This window comes from Kitasatospora sp. NPDC088134 (genome assembly GCF_044741705.1).
Lineage (GTDB): Bacteria > Actinomycetota > Actinomycetes > Streptomycetales > Streptomycetaceae > Kitasatospora.
Map to the genome: position 1 here is coordinate 178,817 of NZ_JBIUTD010000005.1, position 24,847 is coordinate 203,663.

Annotated in this window: 25 protein-coding genes and 1 riboswitch; of the genes, 14 read left to right on the plus strand and 11 right to left on the minus strand. The window is 75.3% G+C overall.

What is annotated here, in order from left to right; all coding sequences use genetic code 11:
• Positions 1-13: 13 nt before the first annotated feature.
• On the minus strand, positions 14-505 hold the full coding sequence (locus tag ACIOHG_RS10825) for a hypothetical protein (RefSeq protein ID WP_400948054.1): 492 nt from the start codon (positions 503-505) through the stop codon (positions 14-16).
• Between the two features lie 97 nt (positions 506-602).
• Positions 603-1,118 (minus strand): DinB family protein, encoded by a 516-nt coding sequence (locus ACIOHG_RS10830; protein ID WP_400948057.1) that lies wholly within the window; start codon positions 1,116-1,118, stop codon positions 603-605.
• A 392-nt stretch (positions 1,119-1,510) separates the two neighbouring features.
• Between ACIOHG_RS10830 and ACIOHG_RS10835 the strand changes: the two genes are divergently transcribed.
• The 4 genes from ACIOHG_RS10835 to ACIOHG_RS10850 all read left to right on the plus strand — a co-directional run bounded on the left by ACIOHG_RS10835 (position 1,511) and on the right by ACIOHG_RS10850 (position 4,839).
• Positions 1,511-2,968: a glycine hydroxymethyltransferase gene (locus ACIOHG_RS10835; protein WP_400948496.1), complete on the plus strand. Its 1,458-nt coding sequence runs from the start codon at positions 1,511-1,513 to the stop codon at positions 2,966-2,968.
• 115 nt (positions 2,969-3,083) lie between these two features.
• Positions 3,084-3,611, plus strand: coding sequence for a hypothetical protein (locus ACIOHG_RS10840; protein ID WP_400948060.1), 528 nt, complete (start codon positions 3,084-3,086; stop codon positions 3,609-3,611).
• A gap of 45 nt (positions 3,612-3,656) precedes the next feature.
• Positions 3,657-4,457: a tyrosine-protein phosphatase gene (locus ACIOHG_RS10845; RefSeq protein WP_400948062.1), complete on the plus strand. Its 801-nt coding sequence runs from the start codon at positions 3,657-3,659 to the stop codon at positions 4,455-4,457.
• Positions 4,458-4,557: 100 nt separating this feature from the next.
• Positions 4,558-4,839, plus strand: coding sequence for a pyrimidine/purine nucleoside phosphorylase (locus ACIOHG_RS10850; RefSeq protein ID WP_400948064.1), 282 nt, complete (start codon positions 4,558-4,560; stop codon positions 4,837-4,839).
• Between the two features lie 55 nt (positions 4,840-4,894).
• Here ACIOHG_RS10850 and ACIOHG_RS10855 read toward each other — a convergent pair whose 3' ends face one another.
• Complete coding sequence (locus tag ACIOHG_RS10855; RefSeq protein ID WP_400948067.1) at positions 4,895-6,205, minus strand: MFS transporter; 1,311 nt, start codon at positions 6,203-6,205, stop codon at positions 4,895-4,897.
• Positions 6,206-6,515: 310 nt separating this feature from the next.
• On the opposite strand from ACIOHG_RS10855, the gene ACIOHG_RS10860 reads away from it, so the two are divergent.
• Positions 6,516-6,854, plus strand: coding sequence for a hypothetical protein (locus ACIOHG_RS10860; RefSeq protein WP_400948070.1), 339 nt, complete (start codon positions 6,516-6,518; stop codon positions 6,852-6,854).
• A gap of 42 nt (positions 6,855-6,896) precedes the next feature.
• On the opposite strand, the gene ACIOHG_RS10865 is transcribed toward ACIOHG_RS10860, so the two are convergent.
• A complete protein-coding gene (locus ACIOHG_RS10865; protein ID WP_400948072.1) occupies positions 6,897-7,658 on the minus strand; it encodes a hypothetical protein in 762 nt (253 codons plus the stop codon).
• Positions 7,659-7,785: 127 nt separating this feature from the next.
• On the opposite strand from ACIOHG_RS10865, the gene ACIOHG_RS10870 reads away from it, so the two are divergent.
• Positions 7,786-8,247: a hypothetical protein gene (locus ACIOHG_RS10870; RefSeq protein WP_400948075.1), complete on the plus strand. Its 462-nt coding sequence runs from the start codon at positions 7,786-7,788 to the stop codon at positions 8,245-8,247.
• Between the two features lie 13 nt (positions 8,248-8,260).
• On the opposite strand, the gene ACIOHG_RS10875 is transcribed toward ACIOHG_RS10870, so the two are convergent.
• Entirely contained in the window at positions 8,261-8,827 is a 567-nt protein-coding gene (locus ACIOHG_RS10875; RefSeq protein ID WP_400948077.1) for a Uma2 family endonuclease, read from the minus strand.
• A gap of 180 nt (positions 8,828-9,007) precedes the next feature.
• Here ACIOHG_RS10875 and ACIOHG_RS10880 point away from each other — a divergent pair, with 180 nt between their 5' ends.
• On the plus strand, positions 9,008-9,412 hold the full coding sequence (locus ACIOHG_RS10880; RefSeq protein ID WP_400948080.1) for a hypothetical protein: 405 nt from the start codon (positions 9,008-9,010) through the stop codon (positions 9,410-9,412).
• Between the two features lie 119 nt (positions 9,413-9,531).
• Positions 9,532-9,700: riboswitch (cyclic di-AMP (ydaO/yuaA leader) on the plus strand.
• Positions 9,701-9,703: 3 nt separating this feature from the next.
• The gene (locus ACIOHG_RS10885) at positions 9,704-10,948 is read left to right on the plus strand and encodes a transglycosylase family protein (protein WP_400948083.1); all 1,245 of its coding nucleotides are present in this window, start codon (positions 9,704-9,706) and stop codon (positions 10,946-10,948) included.
• A gap of 22 nt (positions 10,949-10,970) precedes the next feature.
• Here the strand turns inward: ACIOHG_RS10885 and ACIOHG_RS10890 are convergent, their stop codons facing one another.
• On the minus strand, positions 10,971-12,146 hold the full coding sequence (locus ACIOHG_RS10890; protein ID WP_400948086.1) for a CapA family protein: 1,176 nt from the start codon (positions 12,144-12,146) through the stop codon (positions 10,971-10,973).
• 260 nt (positions 12,147-12,406) lie between these two features.
• Here ACIOHG_RS10890 and ACIOHG_RS10895 point away from each other — a divergent pair, with 260 nt between their 5' ends.
• Complete coding sequence (locus ACIOHG_RS10895) at positions 12,407-13,666, plus strand: threonine/serine exporter family protein (protein ID WP_400948089.1); 1,260 nt, start codon at positions 12,407-12,409, stop codon at positions 13,664-13,666.
• Between the two features lie 13 nt (positions 13,667-13,679).
• Here the strand turns inward: ACIOHG_RS10895 and ACIOHG_RS10900 are convergent, their stop codons facing one another.
• The 3 genes from ACIOHG_RS10900 to ACIOHG_RS10910 form a co-directional block, all read right to left on the minus strand.
• Positions 13,680-14,555 (minus strand): 3-hydroxyacyl-CoA dehydrogenase family protein, encoded by an 876-nt coding sequence (locus tag ACIOHG_RS10900; protein ID WP_400948091.1) that lies wholly within the window; start codon positions 14,553-14,555, stop codon positions 13,680-13,682.
• 62 nt (positions 14,556-14,617) lie between these two features.
• Positions 14,618-15,538, minus strand: a complete 921-nt coding sequence (locus ACIOHG_RS10905; RefSeq protein WP_400948094.1) for a hypothetical protein — start codon at positions 15,536-15,538, stop codon at positions 14,618-14,620.
• Positions 15,535-16,431: a 3-hydroxyacyl-CoA dehydrogenase NAD-binding domain-containing protein gene (locus tag ACIOHG_RS10910; RefSeq protein WP_400948097.1), complete on the minus strand. Its 897-nt coding sequence runs from the start codon at positions 16,429-16,431 to the stop codon at positions 15,535-15,537. The genes ACIOHG_RS10905 and ACIOHG_RS10910 overlap by 4 nt, the downstream gene beginning before the upstream one ends.
• A 218-nt stretch (positions 16,432-16,649) precedes the next feature.
• On the opposite strand from ACIOHG_RS10910, the gene ACIOHG_RS10915 reads away from it, so the two are divergent.
• The 4 genes from ACIOHG_RS10915 to ACIOHG_RS10930 all read left to right on the plus strand — a co-directional run bounded on the left by ACIOHG_RS10915 (position 16,650) and on the right by ACIOHG_RS10930 (position 19,387).
• Positions 16,650-17,549 carry a LysR family transcriptional regulator gene (locus ACIOHG_RS10915; RefSeq protein ID WP_400948099.1) on the plus strand — a complete coding sequence of 300 codons (900 nt, stop codon included), beginning with the start codon at positions 16,650-16,652 and terminating at the stop codon, positions 17,547-17,549.
• 308 nt (positions 17,550-17,857) lie between these two features.
• Positions 17,858-18,097, plus strand: a complete 240-nt coding sequence (locus tag ACIOHG_RS10920) for a hypothetical protein (RefSeq protein WP_400948514.1) — start codon at positions 17,858-17,860, stop codon at positions 18,095-18,097.
• Complete coding sequence (locus ACIOHG_RS10925; protein ID WP_400948499.1) at positions 18,055-18,903, plus strand: 2,4-dienoyl-CoA reductase; 849 nt, start codon at positions 18,055-18,057, stop codon at positions 18,901-18,903. Before ACIOHG_RS10920 ends, ACIOHG_RS10925 begins: the two co-directional genes overlap by 43 nt.
• Before the next feature lie 61 nt (positions 18,904-18,964).
• A complete protein-coding gene (locus ACIOHG_RS10930; RefSeq protein ID WP_400948102.1) occupies positions 18,965-19,387 on the plus strand; it encodes a DUF5959 family protein in 423 nt (140 codons plus the stop codon).
• A 15-nt stretch (positions 19,388-19,402) separates the two neighbouring features.
• Here the strand turns inward: ACIOHG_RS10930 and ACIOHG_RS10935 are convergent, their stop codons facing one another.
• Entirely contained in the window at positions 19,403-20,326 is a 924-nt protein-coding gene (locus ACIOHG_RS10935) for a diiron oxygenase (protein WP_400948105.1), read from the minus strand.
• Between the two features lie 132 nt (positions 20,327-20,458).
• Positions 20,459-21,433: a pseudouridine synthase gene (locus ACIOHG_RS10940; RefSeq protein ID WP_400948107.1), complete on the minus strand. Its 975-nt coding sequence runs from the start codon at positions 21,431-21,433 to the stop codon at positions 20,459-20,461.
• Between the two features lie 134 nt (positions 21,434-21,567).
• Between ACIOHG_RS10940 and ACIOHG_RS10945 the strand changes: the two genes are divergently transcribed.
• Positions 21,568-24,666, plus strand: coding sequence for a SpoIIE family protein phosphatase (locus ACIOHG_RS10945; RefSeq protein ID WP_400948110.1), 3,099 nt, complete (start codon positions 21,568-21,570; stop codon positions 24,664-24,666).
• The last annotated feature ends 181 nt before the right edge of the window (positions 24,667-24,847 follow it).

Genomic DNA, 24,847 nt, shown 5'->3' on the forward strand with positions numbered 1-24,847 from the left:
GCCCGACGGTGCGTCAGTTCACCGTCTGGCTGAGGTACTCGTCCGCGATCGCGCGGGTGCTCGGCAGGTCGGCGAGCGGTTCGCCGACCACCCGGGCGGCGAGTTCGGTGGCCAGCGCGATGACGTCCTCGCGGAGCGCGGCCTCGGCCAGCACCGTGTCGGCGGCCAGCTGCACGTGCGCCTCGTCCACCAGCCGCTCGCGCTGCTGCTGGCCCTCGGCGCGGAGGGCGGTGATCAGGGCCGCGCCCTCCTCGGCGGCGGCCTGCCGGATCGCCGCCGCCTCGTGCCGGGCGGCGGCGAGTTCGGCCCGGAACTCGTCCCGGACGCGTTCCGCCTCGGCCCGGGCGGCCTCGGCCCGGGCCATGCCGCCGTCGGTGCGGTCGTGCCGTTCGGTCAGCGTGCGTTCGATGCGCGGCAGCAGCACCTTGCCGAGCACGCCGAAGAGGAGGAAGAAGACGATCAGCCCGAGGATCAGCTCGGGTACGTTCGGCTCGAGAGGTCCCATACTCGGTATGCTATCCGATCACACGATCGGATCGTCATCCGGAGTACCCGTCAGCTTCCCGTCCTGGCAACGGAGTTCACCCCCGCCGACCGCCGGATCAGTCGCCCGTCACCCCGTCGACCAGCTCGCGCAGCAGGTCCGCGTGGCCGTTGTGGCGGGCGTACTCGGTGGTGACGTGCAGGTACGTCATCCGCAGCGACATCTCCTCGCGGTGCTCGGCCAGCAGCGCGTCCAGCGGGGCGCCCGCCACCGCCTCGTCCGCCAGGCGCTGCTCCTCCAGCAGGCGCAGGTACTCCTGCTCGGCCCGGGCGGGCTCCAGCAGGTCGAAGTCGGCGTCCTTGTGGCCCACCACGAAGTGCAGCGGCTCGACCGGCTCGGCGGCGAACCTGATCCGGAACCAGGTCCGCTCGACCTTCGCCAGGTGGCGCATCAGGCCGAGCAGCGAGAGCGAGCTGGTGGGCAGCGGGCGCAGCGCGAGCTGCTCCCCCGTCAGGCCCGCGCACTTGTGCAGGAAGGTGGCCCGGTGCCAGGCGAGGTACTCGGGCAGCAGCTGGGCCTCGGGAGCGGTGAGGGAGCCCTCGGGGCGGTCGGTGGCGGGGACGGTCCATGTCATGCGCCCGATCATGCCGAACGGACGGTCGGGCGCACCAGGGGATTTCGCCGCCCGCCCCGAGCGCCCGCCCCGGCCGCCCCCGCCCGCACCGACCGCCCGCACCGACCGCGCGCATCGGCCTCCCGCCCCCGCCCGCACCGACCGCGCCCGCCCGCACCGACCACGTGCCCCGGCCGCAGGCCCCGTCCCGGGGGTGGCGCCGTGCGCCGTCCGGGAGTTGGTAGCATCCCGGTGAGCCGTGACTGGCGCGCTGGGATGGAAGTCACCATCGGGGAGCGGCTCCGCGCGGGTGCCGTCTGCCCGCCTGCTGTCGCCGTGCGCCTGGGCCGTCCGAATCGTCCGTCCTGTACGAGGAGACCGCCTTGGCCGAGTCCCAGTCCCTGCCCGCCACCGTGCCCGCTTCCCTCCCCGACGCCGCGCACACCTTCGCCGGGCCCGCCGCCGACACCGCCTTCCGCAGCGCCCTGGACGCGGTGCGCGCCGTCGAGCCGCGGGTCGCGGCCGCGATCGGCGCCGAGCTGGAGGACCAGCGCGCCTCGCTGAAGCTGATCGCCAGTGAGAACTACGCCTCGCCGGCCGTGCTGCTGGCGATGGGCAACTGGCTGAGCGACAAGTACGCGGAGGGCACCCCGGGGCGCCGCTTCTACGCGGGCTGCCGCAACGTCGACGCGGTGGAGGAGCTGGCCGCCGAGCACGCCCGCGAGCTGTTCGGCGCGGAGCACGCGTACGTGCAGCCGCACTCCGGGATCGACGCCAACCTGGTCGCCTTCTGGGCGGTGCTCTCGCAGCGGGTGGAGAGCCCGGCGCTGGGGCGGGCCGGCGTGCACAACGTCAACGACCTGAGCGAGCAGGACTGGGCGGAGCTCCGCCGCGAGCTGGGCAACCAGCGGATGCTCGGCATGTCGCTGGACTCCGGCGGCCACCTCACCCACGGCTTCCGGCCGAACATCTCGGGCAAGATGTTCGAGCAGCGCAGCTACGGCACCGACCCGGCGACCGGGCTGCTCGACTACGACGAGGTGCGCCGGATCGCCCTCGACTTCAAGCCGCTGATCCTGGTCGCCGGGTACTCGGCGTACCCGCGCCCGGTGAACTTCCGGCTGATGCGGGAGATCGCGGACGAGGTCGGCGCGACCCTGATGGTCGACATGGCGCACTTCGCGGGCCTGGTCGCGGGCAAGGTGCTGACCGGGGACTTCGACCCGGTCGCGCACGCGCAGATCGTCACCACCACCACCCACAAGTCGCTGCGCGGCCCGCGCGGCGGCATGGTGCTGTGCACCTCGGAGCTGGCCGAGCACGTCGACCGAGGCTGCCCGCTGGTGCTGGGCGGCCCGCTCTCGCACGTGATGGCCGCGAAGGCGGTGGCCTTCGCGGAGGCCCGCCGCCCCGAGTTCCGGGTGTACGCCCGCCAGGTCGTCGACAACGCGCAGGCGCTGGCCGAGGGGCTGCTGCGGCGCGGGGCCCGGCTGGTGACCGGCGGCACCGACAACCACCTGGTGCTCGCCGACGTCTCCTCCTACGGCCTGACCGGTCGTCAGGCGGAGGCCGCGCTGCTGGACTCCGGCATCGTCACCAACCGCAACGCCGTCCCGCAGGACCCGAACGGCGCCTGGTACACCTCGGGCGTCCGGCTGGGCACGCCCGCGCTGACCACCCGCGGCCTGACCACCGCCGACTTCGACGAGGTCGCCGAGCTGGTCCACACCGTCCTGGCCGGCACCGCTCCCACCGGCTCCTCCAAGGCGCAGTACACCCTCGACCCCGCGCTCCGCGACGCCGTCGCCAAGCGCGCCGTCGACCTGCTCGCCCCCTACCCGCTCTACCCGGGCGTCCCCGCCCTCGGCTGATTCCCGCCGACCCGCCACCGCCACCGGCCCCGGTCTCCGCGATCCGGGCCGGGGGCGGTCGGGCCCGTGCTAGCCTCCCGTTCGTTGTTCCGAACTGCCGTACACAAACGGGGGGTTGACGGTGCCGGAGGCGAGCGGGCGGATAGTGCGGTGGGTGGTCGGCCTGGCCCTGCTGCTGACCGTCGCGGGGGCGGGCGCCTGGGTGGGGCACTGGGCGACGGCCGAGGGGCCGCCGTTCGGCGACTCCCGCGCCTGCGCGGGCACCGACCTCCCACTGGACCGCGCCCTCGCCGAGACCTCCCTGCCCTTCCCCGCCAAGGCGGAGGACCTCCACTACCTGGTCCGCCGCAACCCCGACACCGGGCGCCTCCAGGTGGCCATCTCCTTCCGCAGCGACCGCGCCACGATGACGGACTACCTGATCCAGCGCGGACTGACCGCCGCCGCTGTCGCCGACCTGGCGGACGGGCCGTACGTGCACAGCGCCGCGCTGGAGTACCCGGGGTTGTGCGGCGACCTCGAAAAACCCCCGACGGTCGACGTCCCGTTCCCCACCGTCTACTCGGCCTCGGCGAGCGTGTCCGTGGAGACGGAGGGCAGGTCGATCCGCGAGCACACCCCCGTCCTGCTGACCATCTCCTGACCTGCCCGGACCTGCTCGCCGTGGGCGCCGCCTAGGATGACCCGCATGATCGTGGACGAACCGGCAGCGCCGGCGAACGGACCCGTTTCCGGGGTGCGCAACCTGCGGGACGCGGGCGGGATCGGGGCGCTGCCGACCGGCGTGCTCTACCGCTCGGCCGCGCTGGACGGGTTGCCCCCCGCCGGGCTGCGGGCCCTGCACTCCCTGGGCGTCCGCACGGTGCTGGACCTGCGCAGCGCGCCGGAACTCGCGGCCCGGCCGGACGCGCTGGGCACCGGCGCCCCGTTCTCCGGCCCGCTCGGCGCGGGCAGCGGAATCCGGCACCTGCACGTCCCGGTGTTCGCCGAGCAGCGCTGGCCGACCGAACAGGCCGAGCTGTACCCGCTGATGGCCGAGCTGGCGGGCCGCCCGGCTGCCGCCGCCGTCCGGCTGCTGGGCTCGGCCGACGGCGGTGCGGTGCTGGTGCACTGCGCCTCCGGCAAGGACCGCACCGGCGTGGTGATCGCCCTGCTGCAGACCCTGCTCGGCGCGGACGAGCAGGAGGTACTGGCCGACTTCCTGCGCTCCAACACCGCACTCGGCCTGACCCCGGAACCGGCCCCGACCTCGAACCTGGCCCCGGCCCCGACCCCGGGCAGCGCCGTCGGCCCGCGCACCGGCGGCGGGGGCGGGGGCGGGGGCGGCCACGCCACCCGGCCGGTGGCCGCCGGGCACCTGCGGCGCGCCCTGCTCTCCGTCCGCGCCCAGCACGGCACGGTCGACGCGCACCTGCGCGCCCACGGCGCGCGGCCCGCCGAACTCGCCGCGCTGCGCGCCCGGTTCGGGCCGGGGCCGACCGCGCCCTGACCAACCGGCGGACGCCCCGGCGGCGCGGCGCCCCGGGCGGCTACTCTCCGGGCCGGTCGCCGATCGGCGCCCCCTCCCCCGCTGCTCTGGAGCAACGCGCATGTTCAAGGTCCACGAATACTTCGACGGCACGGTCAAGTCGATCGCCTTCACCTCCGCCGAGGGCCCGGCGACGGTCGGCGTGATGGCCCCGGGCGAGTACGAGTTCGGCACCGGCGCCCCGGAGAGCATGCACGTGATCAGCGGCGCCCTGACGGTGCAGCTGCCCGGCTCGGACGCCTGGGAGACCTTCGGCGCGGGCACCCGGTTCGACGTCCCCGGCGACAGCCGCTTCCGGCTGAAGGTCGAGACCGACACCGCGTACCTCTGCGACTACCGCTGACCGGCCTCGCCCGGGCCCGCCCTGACGGATCGTCACCACCGGCCGGCCCCGGGCGTCACACCCCGACGGCCGGGGCGGCTGGGGCCGGCCCGGGTATCGGCTCGGCCGTCGGGGCCACCGCCTCCGGAGCGGCCTCCGGAACCGCCTGCGCGGGCAAGCGGCGGACGGCAGGCAGCGCCAGCAGGGCGAGCGCGACCGGGACGGCGAGGGCCGTCATCCCGAACAGGGTGGGCCGCAGACCGAGGGCGTCGGAGAGCGGGCCGGCCAGCATGACGCCCACGGGCATCAGCGCCACCGCGACCAGGTTGTCGTAGGAGCTGACCCGGGAGAGCACCCGCTCCGGTATGTGCACCTGCAGCGAGGTCTCCCACAGCACGTAGCAGAGGGCGACGCCGACGCCCGTGACGGCCTCCAGCGCGGCGATCACCGCGACCGGCGCGCCCGATCCGATGATCAGCGCCTGGCAGGAGGCCACCGCCAGTGCCCCGGCCGCCACCGCCATCGGCCGGGCCGGTCTCAGCCGGTAGGCGCACACGTCGCCGACGATCGAACCGACGCCGAACGCGGCCGTCACCAGCGCCCAGGCCCCGGCGCCGCCCCACTGGCGGTCGGCCAGCACCGGGCCCAGCACGAACACCGAGGGCAGCACCACCATGTGGTAGGCCGCCATCGCCAGCATGCCCGACCAGACCCACGTCCGGCCGCTGACCTCCCGCCAGCCGACCCGCAGTTCGGCCAGGAACCCCGGCCGCTCCTCCGCCCCTGCCGCGCCGCTGCCGGCCACCGGGCCGAGCCGGGCCAGCACCAGCGCGCTGGCCGCGAAGCTCACCGCGTCCACCGCCAGGGCCCCGCCGGGGCCGACGGTGGCCACCAGCACGGCCGCCAGCCCCGGCCCCAGCACCAGGCCGGCCGACTGCACGAAGCCGCGCAGCGCGTTCGCCTCCCGCAACCGGTCGACGGGCACCAGCAGGGGCAGCAGGCCCATCGAGGCGGGCAGGAAGAAGGCTTCGGCGAGGCCGTACACGGCCGTCAGCGCCGCCATCGTCCAGACCCCGGCGTGGCCGGTGAGCAGCAGCACGGCGAGGACGGCCTGCACGACGCACCGCACGACGTCCGAGGCCAGCATGATCCACTGGCGGGGCAGCCGGTCCGCCCAGACACCGCCGACCAGGGTGAACACCAACAGGGGTATCAGCCCGGCGGAGACCACCAGCCCGACGTCCGCGGCCGAGCCGCCGATCGACACCACCGCGAACGGCAGCGCGACGAACGTCACCCGGTCGCCCAGCGCCGACAGCGACTGCCCGACGAACAGCCGGGCGAACTGCCGCTCGGCCCGGAGCACCTCCGGCACCAGCCCCGCCATGGACAACCTCCGTACACCACCGGTCACATCGAGCACCGCGATGCTAGAAGCTCCACCAACCCTTTGTCGCGCGATTTATCCGCAACGCCGCCAATGCCCGTTTCCCGGGCCCTCGACGGCCGACCGCCTTTCCCCGCAGACCGCCTGACGCACCGTCGGCGGACCGCCCCGGGACGCCGTCGGCGCACTCCCGTTACACCGTCACAGTCCGGGAACGGACGGCATCCTTCCCCTGTCGCGGGGCATTCGACGACTGTCACAGTGAGCCGGTCGCGGGCCGCGAGGGCCTGGCGGGAACGGGGTCGAACCGATGAGAACACGTCTGGCCGGAGTACTGCTCGCCCTGGCCCTGGCCGGCGGCACCACCGCCCTCACCACCGGCCCGGCCGCAGCCGCACCGCGCCCCACCGCGGTCACGGTCACGACCGCCGCCGGCCCCGTGCAGCAGGCCCCGGCGGCGGGCACCCAGGCCCGGGACACCGCCGGGCAGCGCGAGCAGACCCCGGTCCACCTCGCCAAGAGCAAGGACAAGAAAAAGAAGAAGAAGTCCAAGGGCGGCCTGATCGGCCTGATCGTGCTGCTGCTCGTGGTCGCCGCAGTGATCGCCCTGGTGATCTGGCTGGTCCGCCGCAACAACCGCCGCCCCTGACCACCGGGCACCACCGGGCACCACCGGGCACCACCGCGCCGGTCAGCCCTGGAAGACCTGCCCGGCGGGCGGCAGGGCGGTTTCGACCTTCTGGTCGAAGCCGGTGAAGGTGAGGACCATCTGCCCCGGCCCGCTGTCCGCCGACAGCACCCGGGGGCTGCCCTCGGTGGCGATGGCGTACGTCACCGGCGTGCCGTCCTCGTCGGTCATCGTCACGAGGACGGCCGCGACCCCGCCGACCTGCCGGGTGCCCGCCTTGGCGAGGTTCCGACCGACGGTGCCGTCGGTGTTCAGGCCGACCTGCTTCTGGACGGCCATGCCGAGGTCGCAGAAGGAGACGAAGCTCTTGGGGTTGTTGTAGTTGTCCGCCGGGAGCCGGATCCACTTGCCGGCCGCCGCGGCGGGGGCGATCTCCGGGGCCGCCTTCACCAGGTCCGCGTCGGGCTTCAACCACGCCTCCGCGTTGGTCCGGAGGATCTCCGCCGAACCCTTGCCCTCGTTGCGGTAACCACCCCTGCAGCCCCGGACGCTGTCCCCGGCGAAGGTGCCGGTGAGCGCTCCCTCGGGGTGTCCGGGCATGGAGACCGTGTACGTCGTGCTCATCAACTGCTCGCCGGCGGCCCGCGTCCGGGCCACGATCTCCTCCACCGGCAGGCTCTGCAGGGCGACCGCGGCGGACGCCGGGGCCGAGGCCGCCGGAGCGGACGCCCCCTTCGCCGGCTCCGGGTCCGACCCGCAGGCCGCCAGGCCCGACAGCCCGGTCCCGGCCAGCGCGATCACGGCCAGCGGTCTCACCACGCGCACGACAACCCCCACAGTTCGTATGACCATCGAGTCCGCGAGTCTGCCAGCGCGTCGAGGACATCCGCCGCACCAGCTCCGCCCCCATTACCTCTGCTTTACCGAAGCCGCACCCCTCCCACGTGGTGGGATGACCGTCGTGTTCAGCCTCACCGTGTCCCGGGGGCTCACCGTCGCCGAGACGACCGCCGCCCTCGCGGACCTGCTGCCGCCCGGCGCGCACCTCGTGGTGCAGCCGCCGGGCGCCGACGTCCCGGCGGACCCGGGGAGCCTGTGGGCGACCCTGGAGCCCACCGCGGACCCGGCCTGGCCGCTCGGCCTCGTGGTCCACACCCACGCCTGCGACCTGGGCCCGCACCCCGACCTGCGCCTCGCCGAACACCTCGCCCGACGCCTCGCCGTGGACGTCCTGTGCGGCACCGACCCGGCCTTCACCGACGTCGACCCCCAGGACCCCTCCTACTCGCTGGCCCTGGTCGACGGCCGCTGGCACCTCGCCGACACCACCGGCGCCCGCCTCTGGGACGACGGCACCGACGGCACCGACGCCCCCGTCGAACTCCTCCGCCCGGCCCCGGTCGACACCGCCTGAGCCACCCCGCCCGTCAGAACCGGCCGGTGTCCAGCTCCAGGTCGAACGGCGCGGGCAGCCGCACGCCCCGTCCGAACGGATGCGGCCCGTCCACCTCCTCGTACCCCAGCCGCCCCGGCCCGGAGAAGACGGTGCACTCCCGCAACTGCCGGTCCACCAGGAGGTAGACCGGTGCCCCGTACTGTCCGTACCGCCGCCGCTTGACCGTCCGGTCCGGCTCCCCGTTCGACGGCGAGGTGACCTCGACCACCAACAGGGTCTGCTCCGGCAGCAGCGCCCCCTCGGTCTTCACCGCCAACTCGGCCGGGACCACCGCCAGATCGGGAATGAACCAGTTCTCACTGCCGGGCAGGTCGAGGTTCCCCGAACCGGGGACCAGCCCCAACTCCTCCAGCCGCGGCGCGATCTGCCGACGCACCACTTCGGCGGCGCTCTCGTGCGCCCAGGACCGCGCCACGGGGGCGATGACTCCCTCGACGACCTCCGCGCGGTCCCCCGCGACGTGCTGGACCGCGTACTTCAGGGCCCGCTCCGGATCAGTGACGCCGTAGTCCCGAGGGACGTGGGCTGCCGTACTCATGGCGCACCTCCGCTGCTCTTCGCCCGCCCGATTCTCCTCCCCCGGGCACCGCTCCCGACCGCGCCGTCCGGGAAGTTCACCGTTTCGAGCGGGAGCAGATCCGCACCCCAACAACTGAACGCGTTCAAATGTATGCCACACTGTCGCCCACGAACCGTAGGAACGGCCAGGGGGGCAGCGATGGGGAACGGCAGCAGCGGGTGGCGCGGAGCACCCTGGCGGGGGCTGGTGGTCGCGTGGCTGATGGCGGCTCTGGCGGGGACGTACAGCGGGTCGTCGGCGTACTTGCTGCTGCTCGGCCCCCTCCCGGCACTCCCGCTGGGGTTCCTGCTCGGCCGGTGGCGCTCCGGGGTGGCCCTGGGGCTGGCGGCCGGGGCCGGGGTCGGGGCGATTCCCCTGGCCGTCGCCGTGACGGGCGACCTCCACGAGGCCGGGGTGATCGACGCACTGCTCACGCTCTCCGGCCTGGCGGCGATGGGTGCCGTGCTGTACACGCTGCCCCTGCTGATCGGCGGCGGCGCGGGCCTGTGGTGTGCCGACGGAGCGTCAACAGGTCGTTCACGGACCGGCCGGGGCGGGGCGTGACGGTTGCGTGATGTCAGCGCGACGCGCTTGTGATTGACGCGTTCGAGTGAATAGGGTTCCTTCCAGCCCGCACCGTCGGGCCCCGCGCGCGGACACGCCGAGCCCTGTCCACCGTGCTGCCGGGTCGACCACCACAACCCTTGGACAGGGGTGGGGGAACCAGGTTTGTTGCCGTCCCCGCGGCTCGGGGTGAAGTCGTCCGCACCGGTTCCGTCCGGGGCGCGGCGGCCGGACCTCCCTCCCGGTCCGAACCCGACAGCTCACCTCGCAGGCGTACGGAGAGGATCTCGCATGCTCTTCACGGGTTCGGGGCGCCACCGCCGGCAGGGCCAGGCGGAGAAGGCGGCCGAGCGCGCGCTCGCCGCGGCCGGCGTGGCCGGTCTCGGCATCGCCATGCCACTGCTCGCCGCCACCGGCGCGCACGCCGCGCCGAGCGCGGTCTGGGACCGGGTCGCCGACTGCGAGAGCGGCGGCAACTGGGGTTCCGACCAGGGCAACGGCCTGTACGGCGGTCTCCAGATCAACGCCCAGCGCTGGGCCGACTACGGCGGCACCTCGTACGCGGCGCTGCCGAACGCGGCCAGCCGCAGCCAGCAGATCGCCGTCGCCGAGCGCATCCTCGCCACCGAGGGCCCGTCGGCCTGGTCCTCCTGCGCCGACGGCGCGGGCCTGGACGTGGCCTCCGCGCCGGGTGTCGTGGACGACAACGACTCGGCGGACGAGACGGGTTCGCTGCGCGGGGCCCGGGGCGCCGCCGCCGTCGACACGGCCGCGGACGGCACCCGGCCGGGCCAGGCGGGCGCGCCGGTCTTCTCCGGCCTGCCGGGGTACGACCCGGTGTACCAGGTGTACTGGTACGAGAAGAACGGCGGCTGGTTCTGGACCAGTCACCAGAGCCTGTACGAGCGCTACCTGCAGCTGACGCACCCTCAGCCGGTCGCGCCCACCGCCACGCCGTCGCCGACCGCCCCGGCCGCGCCGACCACCCCGACCACGCCGGTCTCCCCCACCGTCCCGGCCGACCCGAGCACCCCGGTCCTGCCGAGCCTCCCCGGCCTCCCGGTGGCGCCGACCGACCCGACCGCCACGCCGAGCCCGACGACGCCCGGCACGCCCGGCACCACGCCCGGAACCGGCAACGACGGCTCCCAGGGCGGCCAGGGGAACAACGGAAACCACGGGAGCAACGGGAACGGCGGCACCCCGCTCATCCCCGGCACCACTCCGACCACCCCGGCCGCGCCGTCCGACGCCGTGTCCGACGCCCCGTCACCGACCGCGGGCAGCACCGCCCCGGCCGCCGCACCCACCACCACCCCGGCGGCCGCAGCCCCGGCCCAGGCGGCCGCCGCCCCGCCGAGCGCCACCCCCGCCCCCGCCGCGCCGTACACGGTGGGCCCGGGCGACACCCTGATCGGGATCGCCAAGAGCCAGCAGGTGGACGGCGGTTGGTCCGAGCTCTACAAGACCAACCAGCAGGTGGTGGGCGAGAACCCGGACCTGATCCGGCCCGGCCAGGTGCTGAACCTGGGCTGACGCCCTCGCGGACCGACCGCCGTCACCCGGGAACACCAGGAACACCGGGAACACCGGGAACACCGGGGACGGCGGCCAGTCCGGTGCAGTTCCGAAGGCCGTCCCGCCGTTGCAGGGCGGCCTTCGCCGCGTCCCCGGTCTGCGGGACGGGCACGCCCCGGCCGTCGATGTGCGCGGGGGTGAAGGTCTCGCCGGTGACCTTGCCCTCGCCGGTGATGGTGAGGGTGGCGACACCGGTCTCGTCGGAGGCGGTGTAGTCGGAGGTGCCGTACCAGAGGAAGTTGCCGTAGCCGTACGCCACGTAGGTGTTCCCGAGCATGCCGGAGCCGAGCATGGTGTGCGCGTGGGTGCCGACCACGGCGGTCGCCCCGGCGGCGGCGGCCTTCTTGGCGATCCTGGTCTGGGCGGCGGTCGGGCAGGCCTTGCCCTCGTCGCCCCAGTGCAGGTAGACGAGGACCACGGGGGCCTGGGCCTTGGCGGCGGTGACGGCGCGGACCAGCGCGGCCTCGTCCAGGGCGGAGGCGATGCCGGGCTTGCGGTCGCCGGCCCGCCACTTCTGGTTGGTCAGGTCCTCGATCTGACTGGCTGCCAGCACGGCGACCTTCACGCCGCGCACCGTGGTGACGTACGGCGCGTACGCCTCCTTGGCGTCCTTGCCGATGCCGATCACGGCGAGCGGGGCGGCGGCCTTCGCGGCGAGGGTGTCGGCGAGGCCGTCGGGGCCGTAGTCGACGGCGTGGTTGTTGGCCTGCGAGACCACGTCGACGCCGGCGTCCTTGAGCGCGGTCAGCGCCTCGGGGCCGGTGCGGAAGGTGTACAGCTTGGGTTCGGGCTTCCCCCGGGCGGTGATCGCGCTCTCCAGGTTGAGCACCGCGAGGTCGGCGGCGGACAGCGTCGCGGCGATCGGGCCGAGCGCGGTCTCGGCGGCGGGCGCGGCGAGCCGGGCGGCCGAGCGGCCCTCGAAGTGCACGTCCCCGGCGAACGCGACGGTGATGCTGCCGTCCGGCACCCGCACCGGCGGCGCCGCCGTCCCGGCCCGGCCCGCGGCCCCGGACGGGCTCGCGGCGGCGGTCGTGGACGCACCAGCGGGCCCCGGCCCGGCCGCGTCCCGGGCGGGGCCCGCCGACCCGGTGCAGCCGGTGGCGGCGGCAGCGAGCAGCAGGGCGGTGACGGCGGTGCCGACGGGTGCGCGACGCACGGTGATCCCCCGGTGGTTCGGTGACGCAGCACTCTATCCCCGCCACCGAACGGCCCCGTCACCGGACGGCACCGTCGCCGAACGGCCCCGCGACCGGGTCGACGCGCCCCGCCCGGTACGTCGTTGCCGGATCCGGGGGCCCGCCGCCCCTACGCTCTCCTTCGGCGGGGCGCGGACCGGGCGGCCGCGCAGGGACCGTTCCGGCGGAGGGTGCGGGTGGTGCGGTGAACGGCGGCGACAGGGGTGCACGGACGGAGCCCGTGGCCGGCCCGGCGGCGGCCGAGGAGGTGATGGGCTTCGCCCTGGCGCTGGGGCAGCGGCTCTTCGAGGCCGGGGCGGAGACCAGTGCGGTGGACGCCGCGCTCTCCGCGGTGGCCGTCGCCTACGGCCTGGACGACGGCCTGGAGACGGACATCACGGCGCGGACGATCACCCTCCACCACTGCCCGGCGGCGGGCCTGCCGTTGACCATGACCCGGGTCACCCGGACCGACGAGAGCCGGTCCCTGGACGGGCTGAACGCGCTGTACCGGCTGGTGCTGCGGGTGCGCTCGGGGCGGCTGCCACTGGCCCGGGCCGAGGCGCTCCTGGCGGAGTCGGAGCGGCGCTCGCGGCGGCCGTGGCTGGCCACCGCGCTGGGCGGGGCGACCCTGGCGGCGTCCATCGCGCTGCAGGCCGGGGGCAAGGCGGACGCGGTGCTGACGGCGTTCGTGCTGCAGTTGCTGTCCGGGCGGCTGGGGTGGCTGCTGGGCCGGGCGGGGTTGCAGGCCTGTTACCTGACGGCCGCCCAGGGCGCGCTGGCCGTGCTGGCGTGCGCGCTGCTGCTGCAGACGGGGGTGCTGACGGGGCGCGAGGCGGTGGCGGCGGCCGCGGCGGTGCTGGTGCTGCTGCTGCCGATCCTGTCGGTGGTGTCGCTGGCCGAGGACGCGGTGAACGGGTACACGCTGATGGCGGCGAGCCGGATGATCACGGTGGCCGCCCTGTTCGCGGGGCTGCTGGGCGGTGTCGCGCTGGCCGGGCTGGCGGTGCGGAACTGGGCCGACGGCGCCCAGTACGTGCACTTCGTGGCGCTGACCCCGCCGGTGGTGCTGCTGGCCTCCGCCGTCGGGGCGGCGGGCAACGCGGCGTTCAACGGGGGCGGACCGCGGCTGCTGGTGCCCGCCGTCGCGGCCGGGCTGGTCGCCGGGGCGGCGAACCTGGTCCTGCACAACGGCTTCGCGGTCCCGGCCGCGCCGACCGCGTTCTGCGCCTCGGCGGTCCTCGCCCTGGTGGCGACGCTGGCCGCCCGGCGCCTGCACCTCACCCCCACGGTGATGATCCTCTGCGGGATCACCGGCGCCCTGCTGCCCGGCCCGGCGGTCTTCCAGTCGCTCGCCGCGGCGGCCGCCCGCACGGGCGGCGCGGGCGCGGGCTTCGCCGGGGCGCTGCTGACCACCGCCGCCCTCGGCTTCGGCACCGTCCTCGGCACCACCCTCGGCCTGCGCGTCGCCCGCGTCCGCCGGGCGACGCGGGCGACCTGACCGGGTGCGGGGGCTACGCGGCGGGGGTGGGGTAGTCGTCGTAGAAGCCCCGGCCGGTCTTGACGCCGAGGTGGCCGGCGTCGACGTAGCTCCGGAGCAGTTCGCGCGGCCCCTCGGGGAGGTGCGGGTTCTCGGCGGCGTAGTGGTTCTCGATGTCGAGCACCACGTCGAGGCCGACCTGGTCCATCATCCGGAACGGGCCGGCCTTCAGGCCCATGTTGATCTGCCACATCCGGTCGACGTCCTGCGGGGTGGAGACGCCTTCGGCGACCACGGCCAGCGCCTCGCGCTTGATGGCGGCCCAGATGCGGTTGAAGATGAAGCCGGTCGACTCCTTGTGGGCCACGAACGGGAAGACGCCGTACTTGGGCAGTTCCTCCTGGAGGAAGGCCAGCACCGCCGGGTCGGTCTTCCCGTCGGACATCAGGTCGACGGCGTTCTGCTGCGGCGGCATGTAGAAGTGCATGTTGACGACGCGTTCGACGTGGGTGACGCCGTCGACGAACTGGCTGGTCGGGTACGAGGAGGAGTTGCTGGCCAGGATCGCGTCGGGCTCGGCCTGCCGGTCGAGGTCGGCGAAGACGCGCTTCTTGAGGTCGAGGTGCTCCGGCACGGCCTCCACGACCAGCCAGGCGCCCGCCACGGCGTCAGCCTGGTCGTCGTGGGCCGCGGCGGTGCCGGGCCGGCCGCCCTCGACGGTGGCGGCGACCTCGGCGATGTGCTCGGCGACGTAGGCGACGGCCTCTTCGGCGACGGCGCGGTTGGGGTCGAAGATCCGGACCTCGCCGCCGCGGGTGGCGAACATCAGGGCGATCCGGCGGCCGAGGGTGCCCGCGCCGATCACGGTGACGGGGCGGGACTCGATGCGGGTGGGGAGGGTGAAGGCCATGGCGGTGCGCTTCCTTCCGGAGGTGCGGGGCGGGGACGGGCGGGTGGTCGACGGGCGGGTGGTCAGGGCAGCAGGCACAGGCCGGTCAGCGGGACGCCGAGCGCGACGACCTCGCGCGGGGCCCGGCCGTCCGCGGGGCCGCCGGGGAGCGGGACCTCGCGGATGTGCCCGCCGAGGTCGGCGACGTAGGCGAGGCCGGCGGCGCTGTCGACGGCGAGGCCGATCGCCTCGGTGAAGCCGGCGGCCAGGATCTGCGGGGGCGTGCCGGACTCGCCGGGGCCGGGCAGTGGCGCCCGGTTGAGCGTGTTGCCGTCGGGGGCCGCGCCGCGGTCGGTCCAGTAGAGGGTGTCGCCGTCGAGGTGCAGGTCGATCGGTTCGGGCAGGTGGTCCCAGAGCACCTCGATGTCGGTGCGGTGCTCGGCGCTCTGCCCGGCGGGGATCTCCAGGCCGGCCCGCAGGATGCGGCCCCGGCCGCCCTTGGCGGGGCCCTTCTGCGTCCAGTAGAGGTGGCCGCGGGCCGGGTCGACGGCGATGCCGACGCACTCGCCCATGATCCCCTCCGCGGCGGGCGTGACCACCAGGTCGGTCAGGCCGCTGCCGTCGGTGCGGACCCGGCTGATCCGGTGGCCCTCGCGGTCGCACCAGTACAGGGTGCCCGCGCCGTCGGTGGTGAGCTGCTTGCCGGTGGTCATCGCCCCGGGCGGGAGGAGGTCGCGCTGCGGGCCTCCGGGGGTCCAGACGTGGACGCCGCCGTTGCGCCGGGAGAAGTCGTAGCCCTGCTCGCCCGGTGTGCGGGGGTCGATGTCGGGCTCTCCCATCGTGGTCCAGTACACGGCACCGCCGGCGGCGACCACGCCGTCGGGGGCGGGCCCGGCGTCCTCGACCAGGGTGCGGACCCGGCCGTCGGCGGGGTCGATCTCCAGTACCCGGCCCGGGGAGACCTGCAGGGCCAGCAGGCGCTTCGGCGCGGGCGCGGGGGTCACTTCCGGCCGCCTTCCGCGGCGCCGGCCAGGGGCTCGGGCCAGTCCAGCGGGGCGAGGGCGCCCCGGGTGCGCCGGTCGCGCAGCTCGGCCAGGCTCCGGTAGGCCTCCTCGCCGGTGCCGTAGGCCGCCTCGACCGCGTCGAGGACGGCGCCGAGCCCGGCCGGGTCGGGGCTGCCGATCTCGAAGGTGAGCTGGGAGCCGACGTGCTCCACCAGGTGGCGCATGCCGGCCGGGCCGCCGCCGAGGGCGCCGCTCTGGAACGGGCCGATCGTGGCCCAGCGCAGCCCGAGCGAGGCGCGGACCAGGTCGTCGAGGTCGGTGACGTCGACGACGCCCTGCTGGACCAGGTACGTCGCCTGGTCGTTGAAGACCTTCTGCAGCCGGTTGCCGACGAAGCCGGGGATCTCCTTCTTCAGGCGGATCGGCAGCTTGCCGAGCTCCCGGTAGACCTCGGTCGCGCGCTGCACCGTGGCGGCCGAGGTCTGCGGGCCGGGCACCACCTCCACCAGCGGCATCAGCTCCGGCGGGTTGAACGGGTGCCCGATCACGATCCGGTCCGCCGCCGGGTTGCCCCGCGCGATCACCGAGGGCAGCAGCGAGGACGAGGAGGAGGCCAGCACCACGCCGTCGGCCGTGTGCGCGGCCAGCGTGGCGAACATCTGCTCCTTGATGTCGGTGCGCTCGGGTCCGGCCTCCTGGACGAAGTCCGCGCCGGTCGCGGCGGCGGCCAGGTCGTGGGTCGCCGTCACCTCCAGGCCGGCCAGGTCGCGGGCCACCACCTCGGCCAGGTCCGGCCGCGGGTCGCTGACCCGGACCTCCCAGCCGGCGGCACCGAACAGCCGCGCCCAGGACACGCCGATCACACCGGCACCGACGATCGTCACGACCGCCATGGAGATCACCTCGAGAAGAGTCGGAAGGGCAGAAGGGCCCGGGCCCGTCGCCGGAACGGTTTCCAGCTCAGCGGCCGTGCGACGGGGCGACAAGCCGACAGGACCGAACGGGGGCCGGGTCGACGGCCGCGCTCCACGGGCCGTGCACGATCCAGTCCACACCCGACCGGCAGGTCTGTCCAATATATGGTGGTGCCATGAGGGATAGGGCAGAGGATATGGCGCTGTCGCGGCGGCTGCTGGAGCAGTTCCTCACCGTGGCCCGGGAGGGGCACTTCGGGCGGGCCGCCGAACTGCTCGGCATGAGCCAGCCGCCGCTCAGCCAGTCGATCCAGCGCCTGGAGCGGATGCTCGGCGTGCGCCTGCTGGACCGCGGTCCCGGCGGGGCCCGGCCGACCGCCGCCGGGCGGGTGTTCGCCGCCGACGCGCAACGGCTGCTCGACCTGCAGGGCGCCGCGGTCGCCCGGGTGCGCCGGGTCGCCGACGGCGTCGAGGGGGACGTCCTGGTCGGCTACGTCAGCCTGCTCAGCCACCTCTACCTCCCGGCGGTGCTGCGCGCCGCGGCCGAGGAACTGCCGGGCCTGCGCATCCACCTCAAGCACGGCTCCTCGTCGGCGGTGGCCGAGCAGGTGCGGACCGGCGCGCTCGACCTCGGCTTCCTGCGCGACCCGGCCCGGCTCTCCGCCGACCTGGTCAGCACCGTCGTGGCCACCGAGCGGATCGGGGCGGCCGTCCCCCTCGGCCACCGCCTGGCCGGCGCCGACGGGGTCGAGCTGGCCCGGCTGCGCGACGAGGACTTCGCCCTGCCCGACCCCACCGCCCTGCCGGTCCTCGCCGAACAGGTCCACCTCGCCTGCCACCGGGCCGGTTTCACCCCCCGGGGCGCCGTGCTGGCCGACGACCTCAGCGGCCTGCTCAGCCACGTCGCCGCCGGACGGTGCGTCAGCCTGCTGCCCGTGGGCGCCCGGGGGCTCACGGACGAGGCGGTCCTGCTCCCGCTGCGGGACGCCGCCGACGGCCTGGAGACCACCGTCCGGGCCGTGCACCGCGCCGACGCCGACCCGGCGGTGACCCGCCTGCTCCGGGTGATCGCCGGGCTGCGCCCCGGGGGCGGGTGAGGCCCGCGGGCGCGGGGGCGCCGGACCTCCGGCGGCGCGGGCCGCCGACCCGATATTTGCGCCGCATACACCCCTCGCCCAATGCAGACACACATTCCCTGTCGAGGAAGAAGGCGGTCCGATGACCGGCGAGCTGTTCGCGCCCCTGCACCTGGCGTCCGGGGCGGTCCTGCCCAACCGGACGGCGAAGGCCGCGAAGGAGGAGAACCTGGCCGGGCCCGGCCAGCTGCCGGACGGCTGGCTGGCTGGTCGAGCTGTACCGGCGCTGGGCCGCGGGCGGCACCGGGCTGCTGATCACCGGCAACGTGATGGTGCACGCGCAGGCGCCGACCGGCCCGGCCGGCGTCGTCCTGGACGAGACCTCGCCCCTGGAGCCGTTCGCGGCCTGGGCGCAAGCCGCCAAGTCCGGCGGCGGGGCGGTCTGGATGCAGATCAACCACCCGGGCCGCCAGGTCGCCGCCGACCTGTCCGGCGTCGCCCGGGGCCGTCCGACGTCGGCGTCGCCCTGGGGCAGCACAGCGGCCGCTTCGGCCACCCGAGCGCCATGACGACCGATCAGATCGCCGCCACCGTACGGCGCTTCGCCGTCACGGCGGCCCGCGCCGAGCAGGCCGGGTTCGACGGGGTGGAGATCCACGCCGCGCACGGCTACCTGCTGTCGCAGTTCCTCTCGCCGCTGGTCAACCGGCGCACCGATGCCTGGGGCGGCCCGCTGGAGAACCGGACCCGGATGCTGCTGGACACCGTCCGGGCGGCCGTCGCGCCGTCCTTCACCGTCGCCGTCGAGCTCAACTCGGCGGACTTCCAGCGCGGCGGCTTCGACGCCCCGGACGCCCGCCGGGTGATCGACCGGCCGGCCCCGCTCGGCGTCGACCTGGTCGAACTCTCCGGCGGCAGCCACGAGAGCCCGGCGATGACCGGCCGGGCCGCCGACGGCCGCACCCGGGCCCGCGAGGCGTACTTCCTGGAGCCGGCCCGGGAGCTGGTCGCCACCAGCCCGCTGCCGCTGATGCGCACCGGCGGCGTCACCCGGCGGGCCACCGCCGAGCAGGTGCCGGCCGAGGGGATCGCGCCGGTCGGCATGGGCACCGCGCTCGCGGTCACCCCCGACCTGCCCGGGCGCCGGCGGGACGGCGGCGAGGCGGAGCGCCGGATGCGGCCGGTGGGGTGGAAGGACAAGCCGCCGGCCTCCGCCGCGAGCATGGCCCAGGTCCGCCACCAGCTGCGCCGGCTGTCCCGGGGCGGCGCGCCCCGTCCGGGCGTCCACCCGGCCGCCGCCCTGCTCGCCGAACAGCCGCATCAGCGCCGGGCGCTGCGCCGCTACCGCGCCCGGCTCGCCGCCCGCGCCTCCTGAGCAGCCGCCCCGTCGGCCGTGGCAGGATGCCGTGGAACGGGGCACCGAGGAGGGGGCGGGGATGGCGGATTCGGACGTGGTCAGGTTCGCGGACCGGGAGCGGAGCGTCACGGTCGAGCTGGACCGGGTGGGGAAGGACGGCTGGCACGAGGGCGAGCTGGTGATCGACACCGGGTTCGTCCGGGCCCGCCTGCCGGTGCACTTCACCGATGCCGACCTGGCGGACCTGGCCGGCTGGCTCGAACGGCGCGCCGCCGCCGAGGAGGACGGCGCCCCGCCGGACGCGCGGGCCGCCGACTGGCCCGAGGCGGGCCGCAGCGCCTACCTCCGGCTGTACGGCGCCGACCCGTTCGTGGTGGAGGTCCGCGACCCGGTGCAGAGCGGGGTCACCGTGACCGTGCCGATGAACCCGCGCGACGGCTGGGCCGCGCGCGCCGCCGCCCGGCTGGAGCGCCTGCGCGCCACCCTCCCCGGGGCCCGCTGAGCACTCCGGCGGACCCTAGGCGATCACGCCTGCGGCGCGCAGCAGCCAGCGGTTGGTGCGGCCGACCAGCCCGGCCCGGTCCAGGACCGAGACCACCTTCTGGGCCATCTCGATCTTGGTGGAGCGCCAGTGCGGGTTGGCCCGGGCGACGGCCTTGCCGACCTTGGGGTCGACGCCGACCGCGCCGTACAGGCGGGGGTGGATCAGCGCGGTGGTGGCGTAGTAGACGATCAGTCCGATGAACAGCTGCTCGTACCGGCGGCGGACCGGGCCGAGGTGCTTGCGGACCAGCTCCTCGCGGGCGTAGCTGATGTGCCGGGCCTCCTCGATCACGTGGATGCGGGAGACCTGCCGGGTGAGCGGCTGGAGGGTCTCGTCGTTCATCACCTCGCGCTGGAAGGCGTCCAGGATCTCCTCGACGTACATGGTGCCGCCGAAGGTCTGGCTGTGCGTGGAGATGGCCTTGAACAGCCGGCCGAGGTTGTGCGCGACGAAGCCGGCGCCGTACGCGGGCACGCCCATCTTGGCGATCATCCGGGCGAACATGATCGAGTGCCGGCACTCGTCGGCGATCTCGGTCAGCGCGTACTGGACGTGGTTGCTGGTGGGGTCCCGGTCGAAGGCGTGCCGCAGCAGCATCTGCATCAGGATCTCCTCGAACCAGATGCCGACGCTGGCGATCGAGGCCACCTCGTGCTTGGAGAGCTCGATCCGCTCGGCCTCGGTCATCCGGTCCCACAGCTCGGTCCCGTACAGCGACAGGTGCCGGGGCGGGCAGTAGTAGGCGCCGGGGACGGGGTCGGCGTCCCAGTCGACGTCCTTGAGCGGGTTGAACGAGAGCTTCGCGGAGGAGGCGAGCAGGCGTTCGGCGGTGCGCTCCCGGGCAGGAGCGGTGCGCTCGCGTTCGGGCGCGGCGGGGGTGGCGGGCTGGGGCGACATGCCGGCTCTCCTTCGCTGTGGGGGCGGCGGTCCGAGGGTGGAGTGGTGGCACTGCCGTGAAGGTAGAAGTTATTAGACTTTCCGTCAATACACCGCGCACAACCCCGCCCCGCCCGAGCGCCCCACGGGCCGTCAGCCGGCCCGGCCCGCCGGGTCCGCCGGGGGTACCGGGTCCGCCGGGGACGGCCAGGCGGTGAGCCGGCGGGGGCTGCGGAAGCGGAGCCGTTCGCCGGTCACGGGGTCGGTGAACTCCAGGGAGCGGGCCAGGAGTTGGAGGGGGTGGCGGTAGTCCTCGGCGGGCGGTTCGGGGAGGACGGCGGGGTAGAGCGGGTCGCCGAGGATCGGCAGGCCCAGGGCGTTCATGTGCACCCGCAGCTGGTGGGTGCGGCCGGTGCGCGGGCGCAGCCGGTAGCGGGCGAGCTCGCCGCGCACCTCGGCGAGCTCGATCCGGCTCTCCGCGTTCGGTTCCCCCGGCACCTCGTGGGCGTCCATCCGGCCGCGCTCCTTGACGATCCGGCTGCGCACCGTGACCGGCAGTTCGACGGCCGGGTCGAAGCGGGCGACCGCCTCGTACTCCTTGACGGGCTCGCGCCGTTCGAACAGGCCCTGGTAGGCGCCGCGCAGCGCCGGTTCGGCGACGAACAGCACCACGCCCGCGGTGAGCCGGTCCAGCCGGTGCGCGGGGCTGAGCCGGGGCAGGCCGAGGTCGCGGCGCAGCCGGGCCAGCGCGGTCTCGACGGCGTGGCTGCCGCGCGGGGTGGTGGCCAGGAAGTGCGGCTTGTCGGCGACCACGATCCGCTCGTCGCGGTGCAGCACCTCGACCGGGAACGGGACGGCGGGCTCGGGCGGCCCGGGGTCGCGGTGGAACCAGAGGTGGCCGCCGGGCCGGTAGGGCGTGTCGGCGGTGACCGGTCCGTCGAGCGCGGCGAAGGCGCCCTCCGCGAGCATCTCGGCCACCCGTCCGGGCCCGGCGGCCGCGCCGTAGCGCTCCTCCAGGTAGGCCCGGACGGTTTCCCAGGGCCCGTCCGGGGGCAGCCGCACGTGCACGGGGTCGATCCCGTCGCGCTGGGGCAGCGGTCCGACCGGCGCGGGTTTCCTACGTGCCACGGGGCGCCGCCTGCGGGCCGGTGCGGAGGGTGTCCATCCCGGCACCCTAACGGCCGGTCACCCGTCTGGGCGTCGGCGGTCACCCGTGCGAGGATGGCAGGGCTGTACCCGCCCCCGGAACGGCAGGTGGCCAGATGGACACCGACAAGCAGGGCTTGACCTCCCGGACCCGCACCGCTCCCCCGCTCACGGTGGTGCGGGCGCCGGTCCCGGACGGGCTGCTCTCGATCCCGGTGGCGACCGCGCTGGTCGCCGCGGACGGGCGGATCCTGCACTGGAGTCCGGACGCGGAGGCCCTGCTCGGCCACCCGGTGGCGACGACGGTGGGGGCCCGGGCGGCGGACATCCTGGTCGGCCCGGAGCGCCGGCCGGTGGTGCTGGAGCTGTTCGCCCGCATCCTGGCGGGGCACCCGTGGTCGGGCGTGTTCCCGGTCCGGCACCGGGACGGGCACCTGGTGCCGCTGGAGTTCCGGACGTACCCGGTGCTGGGGCAGGACGGCCTCCCGATGGTGCTGGCGGTGGCCTCGGACGTGGGCGAGGTGCGACGGCTCGCCGCGGACCTGGCGCTGCTGGACGGGTTCTTCACCCAGTCGCCGGTCGGCATGGGCGTGTTCGACACCCAGCTGCGGTTCGTCCGGCTGAACGCGGCGATGGCCCGGATCAACGGGCTGCCGGTGGAGCAGCACCTGGGGCGGCGGCTGTCGGAGGTGCTGCCGGGGATCGACAGCCGGACGGCCGAGGCGGCGATGCGGCGCATCCTGGCCGACGGGCGGCCGATGGTGGACGTCCGGGCGCACGGCCGGACCGCGGCCGACCCGGAGCGCGAGCACGCCTGGTCGGTGTCGAGCTTCCGACTGGAGCAGCCGGACGGCACGGTGCTGGGGGTGAGCACCACGATCGTCGACATCACCGACCGTTTCGAGGCGGAGAGCGCGGCCGCGGCGGCCCAGCAGCGGCTGGCGCTGCTGAACGAGGCGTCGACCCGGATCGGCACCACGCTGGACCTGGCGACCACCGCCCGGGAGCTGGCCGAGACGGCCGCGCCGCGGCTGGCGGACACCGTGGTGGTGGAGGTGCTGGAGAGCCTGGTGCAGGGCGAGCCGTCCGAGCGGCCGGGCCGGGCGGACCGCTCCGCGGTGCTGCGCCGGCTGGCCTTCCACACCGTGCCGGGCAGCGGGATGACGCCGGTCGCGCCGGTGGGCACGGTGCAGCGGCTGCACCCGAGCACCCCGTACGCGTGGGCGCTGGCGCACGGCCGGCCGGTGCTGGTGCCGCGCACCGACGACCCGGGGATGAACTGGTTCGCCGACGACCCGCTGCGCGGCGGGGCGATCCGCTCCCAGGGGGTGCGGTCGCTGATGGTGGTGCCGCTGATCGCCCGGGGCGCGGCGATCGGCACCGCGACGTTCTTCCGCTCTCGGACCGAGGCGCCCTACGACGGGGCGGACCTGGCGCTGGCCACCGAGCTCGCGGCCCGGGCGGCGGTGTCGATCGACAACGCGCTGCTCTACACCCGGGAGCGGGACGCCGCGGAGCAGCGGCAGCGGGCCCTGGAGGCGGCGGAGGCCGCGCAGCAGCGGCTGGCGCTGCTGAACGAGGCGTCGACCCGGATCGGCACCACGCTGGACCTGGTGCTGACGGCGCGGGAGCTGGTGGACGTGGTGATCCCCCGGTTCGCGGACTTCGTGACGGTGGACATCCGGGAGGCGGTGCTGTCGGGCGAGGACCCGGAGCCGGTGCCGGAGTCGGGATCGGTGCTGCTGCGGGCGGTCGCGGTGGGCGAGCGGGACGGCGGCGACCGGTTGGTGGGGGCGGCGGACGCGGTGGGGGCGGCGACCCGGTCGGCGAAGCTGTACGCGCAGGCGATGCGGACGGGGCGGTCGATCCTGGTGCCGCACGTGGACGAGGCGGCGCTGAGCCGGATCGTGGCGACCCCGGACCGGATCGCGCCGAGCCTGGAGGCGGGCGTGCACTCGTACCTGATGGTGCCGCTGCTGGCGCGCGGTCAGGTGCTGGGCGGGGTGGAGTTCGTGCGGGTGGCGAACCCGGAGCCGTTCACGGCGGCGGACCTGGCGCTGGGCGAGGAGCTGGCGGCCCGGGCGGCGGTGTGCATCGACAACGCCCGGCTGTACCGGCGGGAGCGGGAGACGGCGCTGACCCTGCAGCGCAGCCTGCTGCCGCAGGACGTGCACGGCACGCCGGGGCTGGAGATCGCGCACCGGTACCTGCCGTCCAGCGTCGGCGACGAGGTGGGCGGCGACTGGTTCGACGTGGTGCCGCTGACCGGCGGCCGGGTGGCGCTCATCGTCGGCGACGTGATGGGGCACGGCATCCGGGCGGCGGCGACGATGGGTCAGCTGCGGACGGTGGCGCGGACGCTGGTGACGCTGGACCTGGACCCGGCGCGGGTGCTGCGGCGGCTGGACGAGGCGACGGCGCAGCTCGGCGAGGGCCAGTTCGCCACCTGCGTGTGCGCGGTGTTCGACCCGGTGGACGAGGAGTGCATCCTGGCCTCGGCCGGGCACCTGCCGCCGGTGGTGTCGGAGCGGGACGGGCAGGCGCACCTGGTGGAGCCGCCGCCGGGGGCGCCGCTGGGCGTCGGCGGGGTGCCGTTCGAGTCGATCCGGTTCCCGCTGCGCGCGGACGGGCTGCTGGTGCTGTACACGGACGGGCTGGTGGAGCGGCGCGGCCAGGACCTGGACGAGGGGCTGGAGCTGCTGCGGGCGACGGTGACGCACCGTCAGGAGACGCTGGAGCACGGCTGCGACGCGGTGCTGGAGGCGCTGGGGGCGAAGCTGGGGCAGGACGACGTCGCGGTGATCATGGCGCACGCGGGGCCGGTCGGCACCGACCGGCTGGCAACGCTGCCGCTGTCGGGCGACCCGGCGCTGCTGCGGCACGCCCGGGACTTCACCCGGCGGACGCTGGCGGGCTGGGGGCTGGAGTCGCTGGTCGAGCCGGTGGTGCTGCTGACCGGCGAGATCCTGGCGAACGCGCTGCTGCACGCCGGGTCGCCGTTGCAGCTGCGGGTGTTCCGGGGCCCGCTGCTGACGGTGGAGGTGTCGGACGCGGACAGCCGGGAGCCGCGGCTGCGACCGGCCGGGGCGCAGGACGAGGGCGGGCGCGGGATGCTGCTGGTCAACGAGCTGGCGCACCGCTGGGGCAGCCGGGCGACCCGGGACGGCAAGGTGGTCTGGTTCGAGATGGAGCTGTCGGCCCGCTCCGCGCACTGACGGGGCGTCCATGCCCTTCCGGCGGGGCGGCGGCGGTCTTCCGCGGGGCACCGGCGGTCTTCTGGGGCCCGTCAACGGGCCGGTCGGCCGGTGTACGGCATCCGGCGGTACCGCGCTCACCCGTCGCGGCGGTGCGGTTGCCCCGGGCGGGTGACGGGGCGGGGCGCCGCGCGCGGCGCGG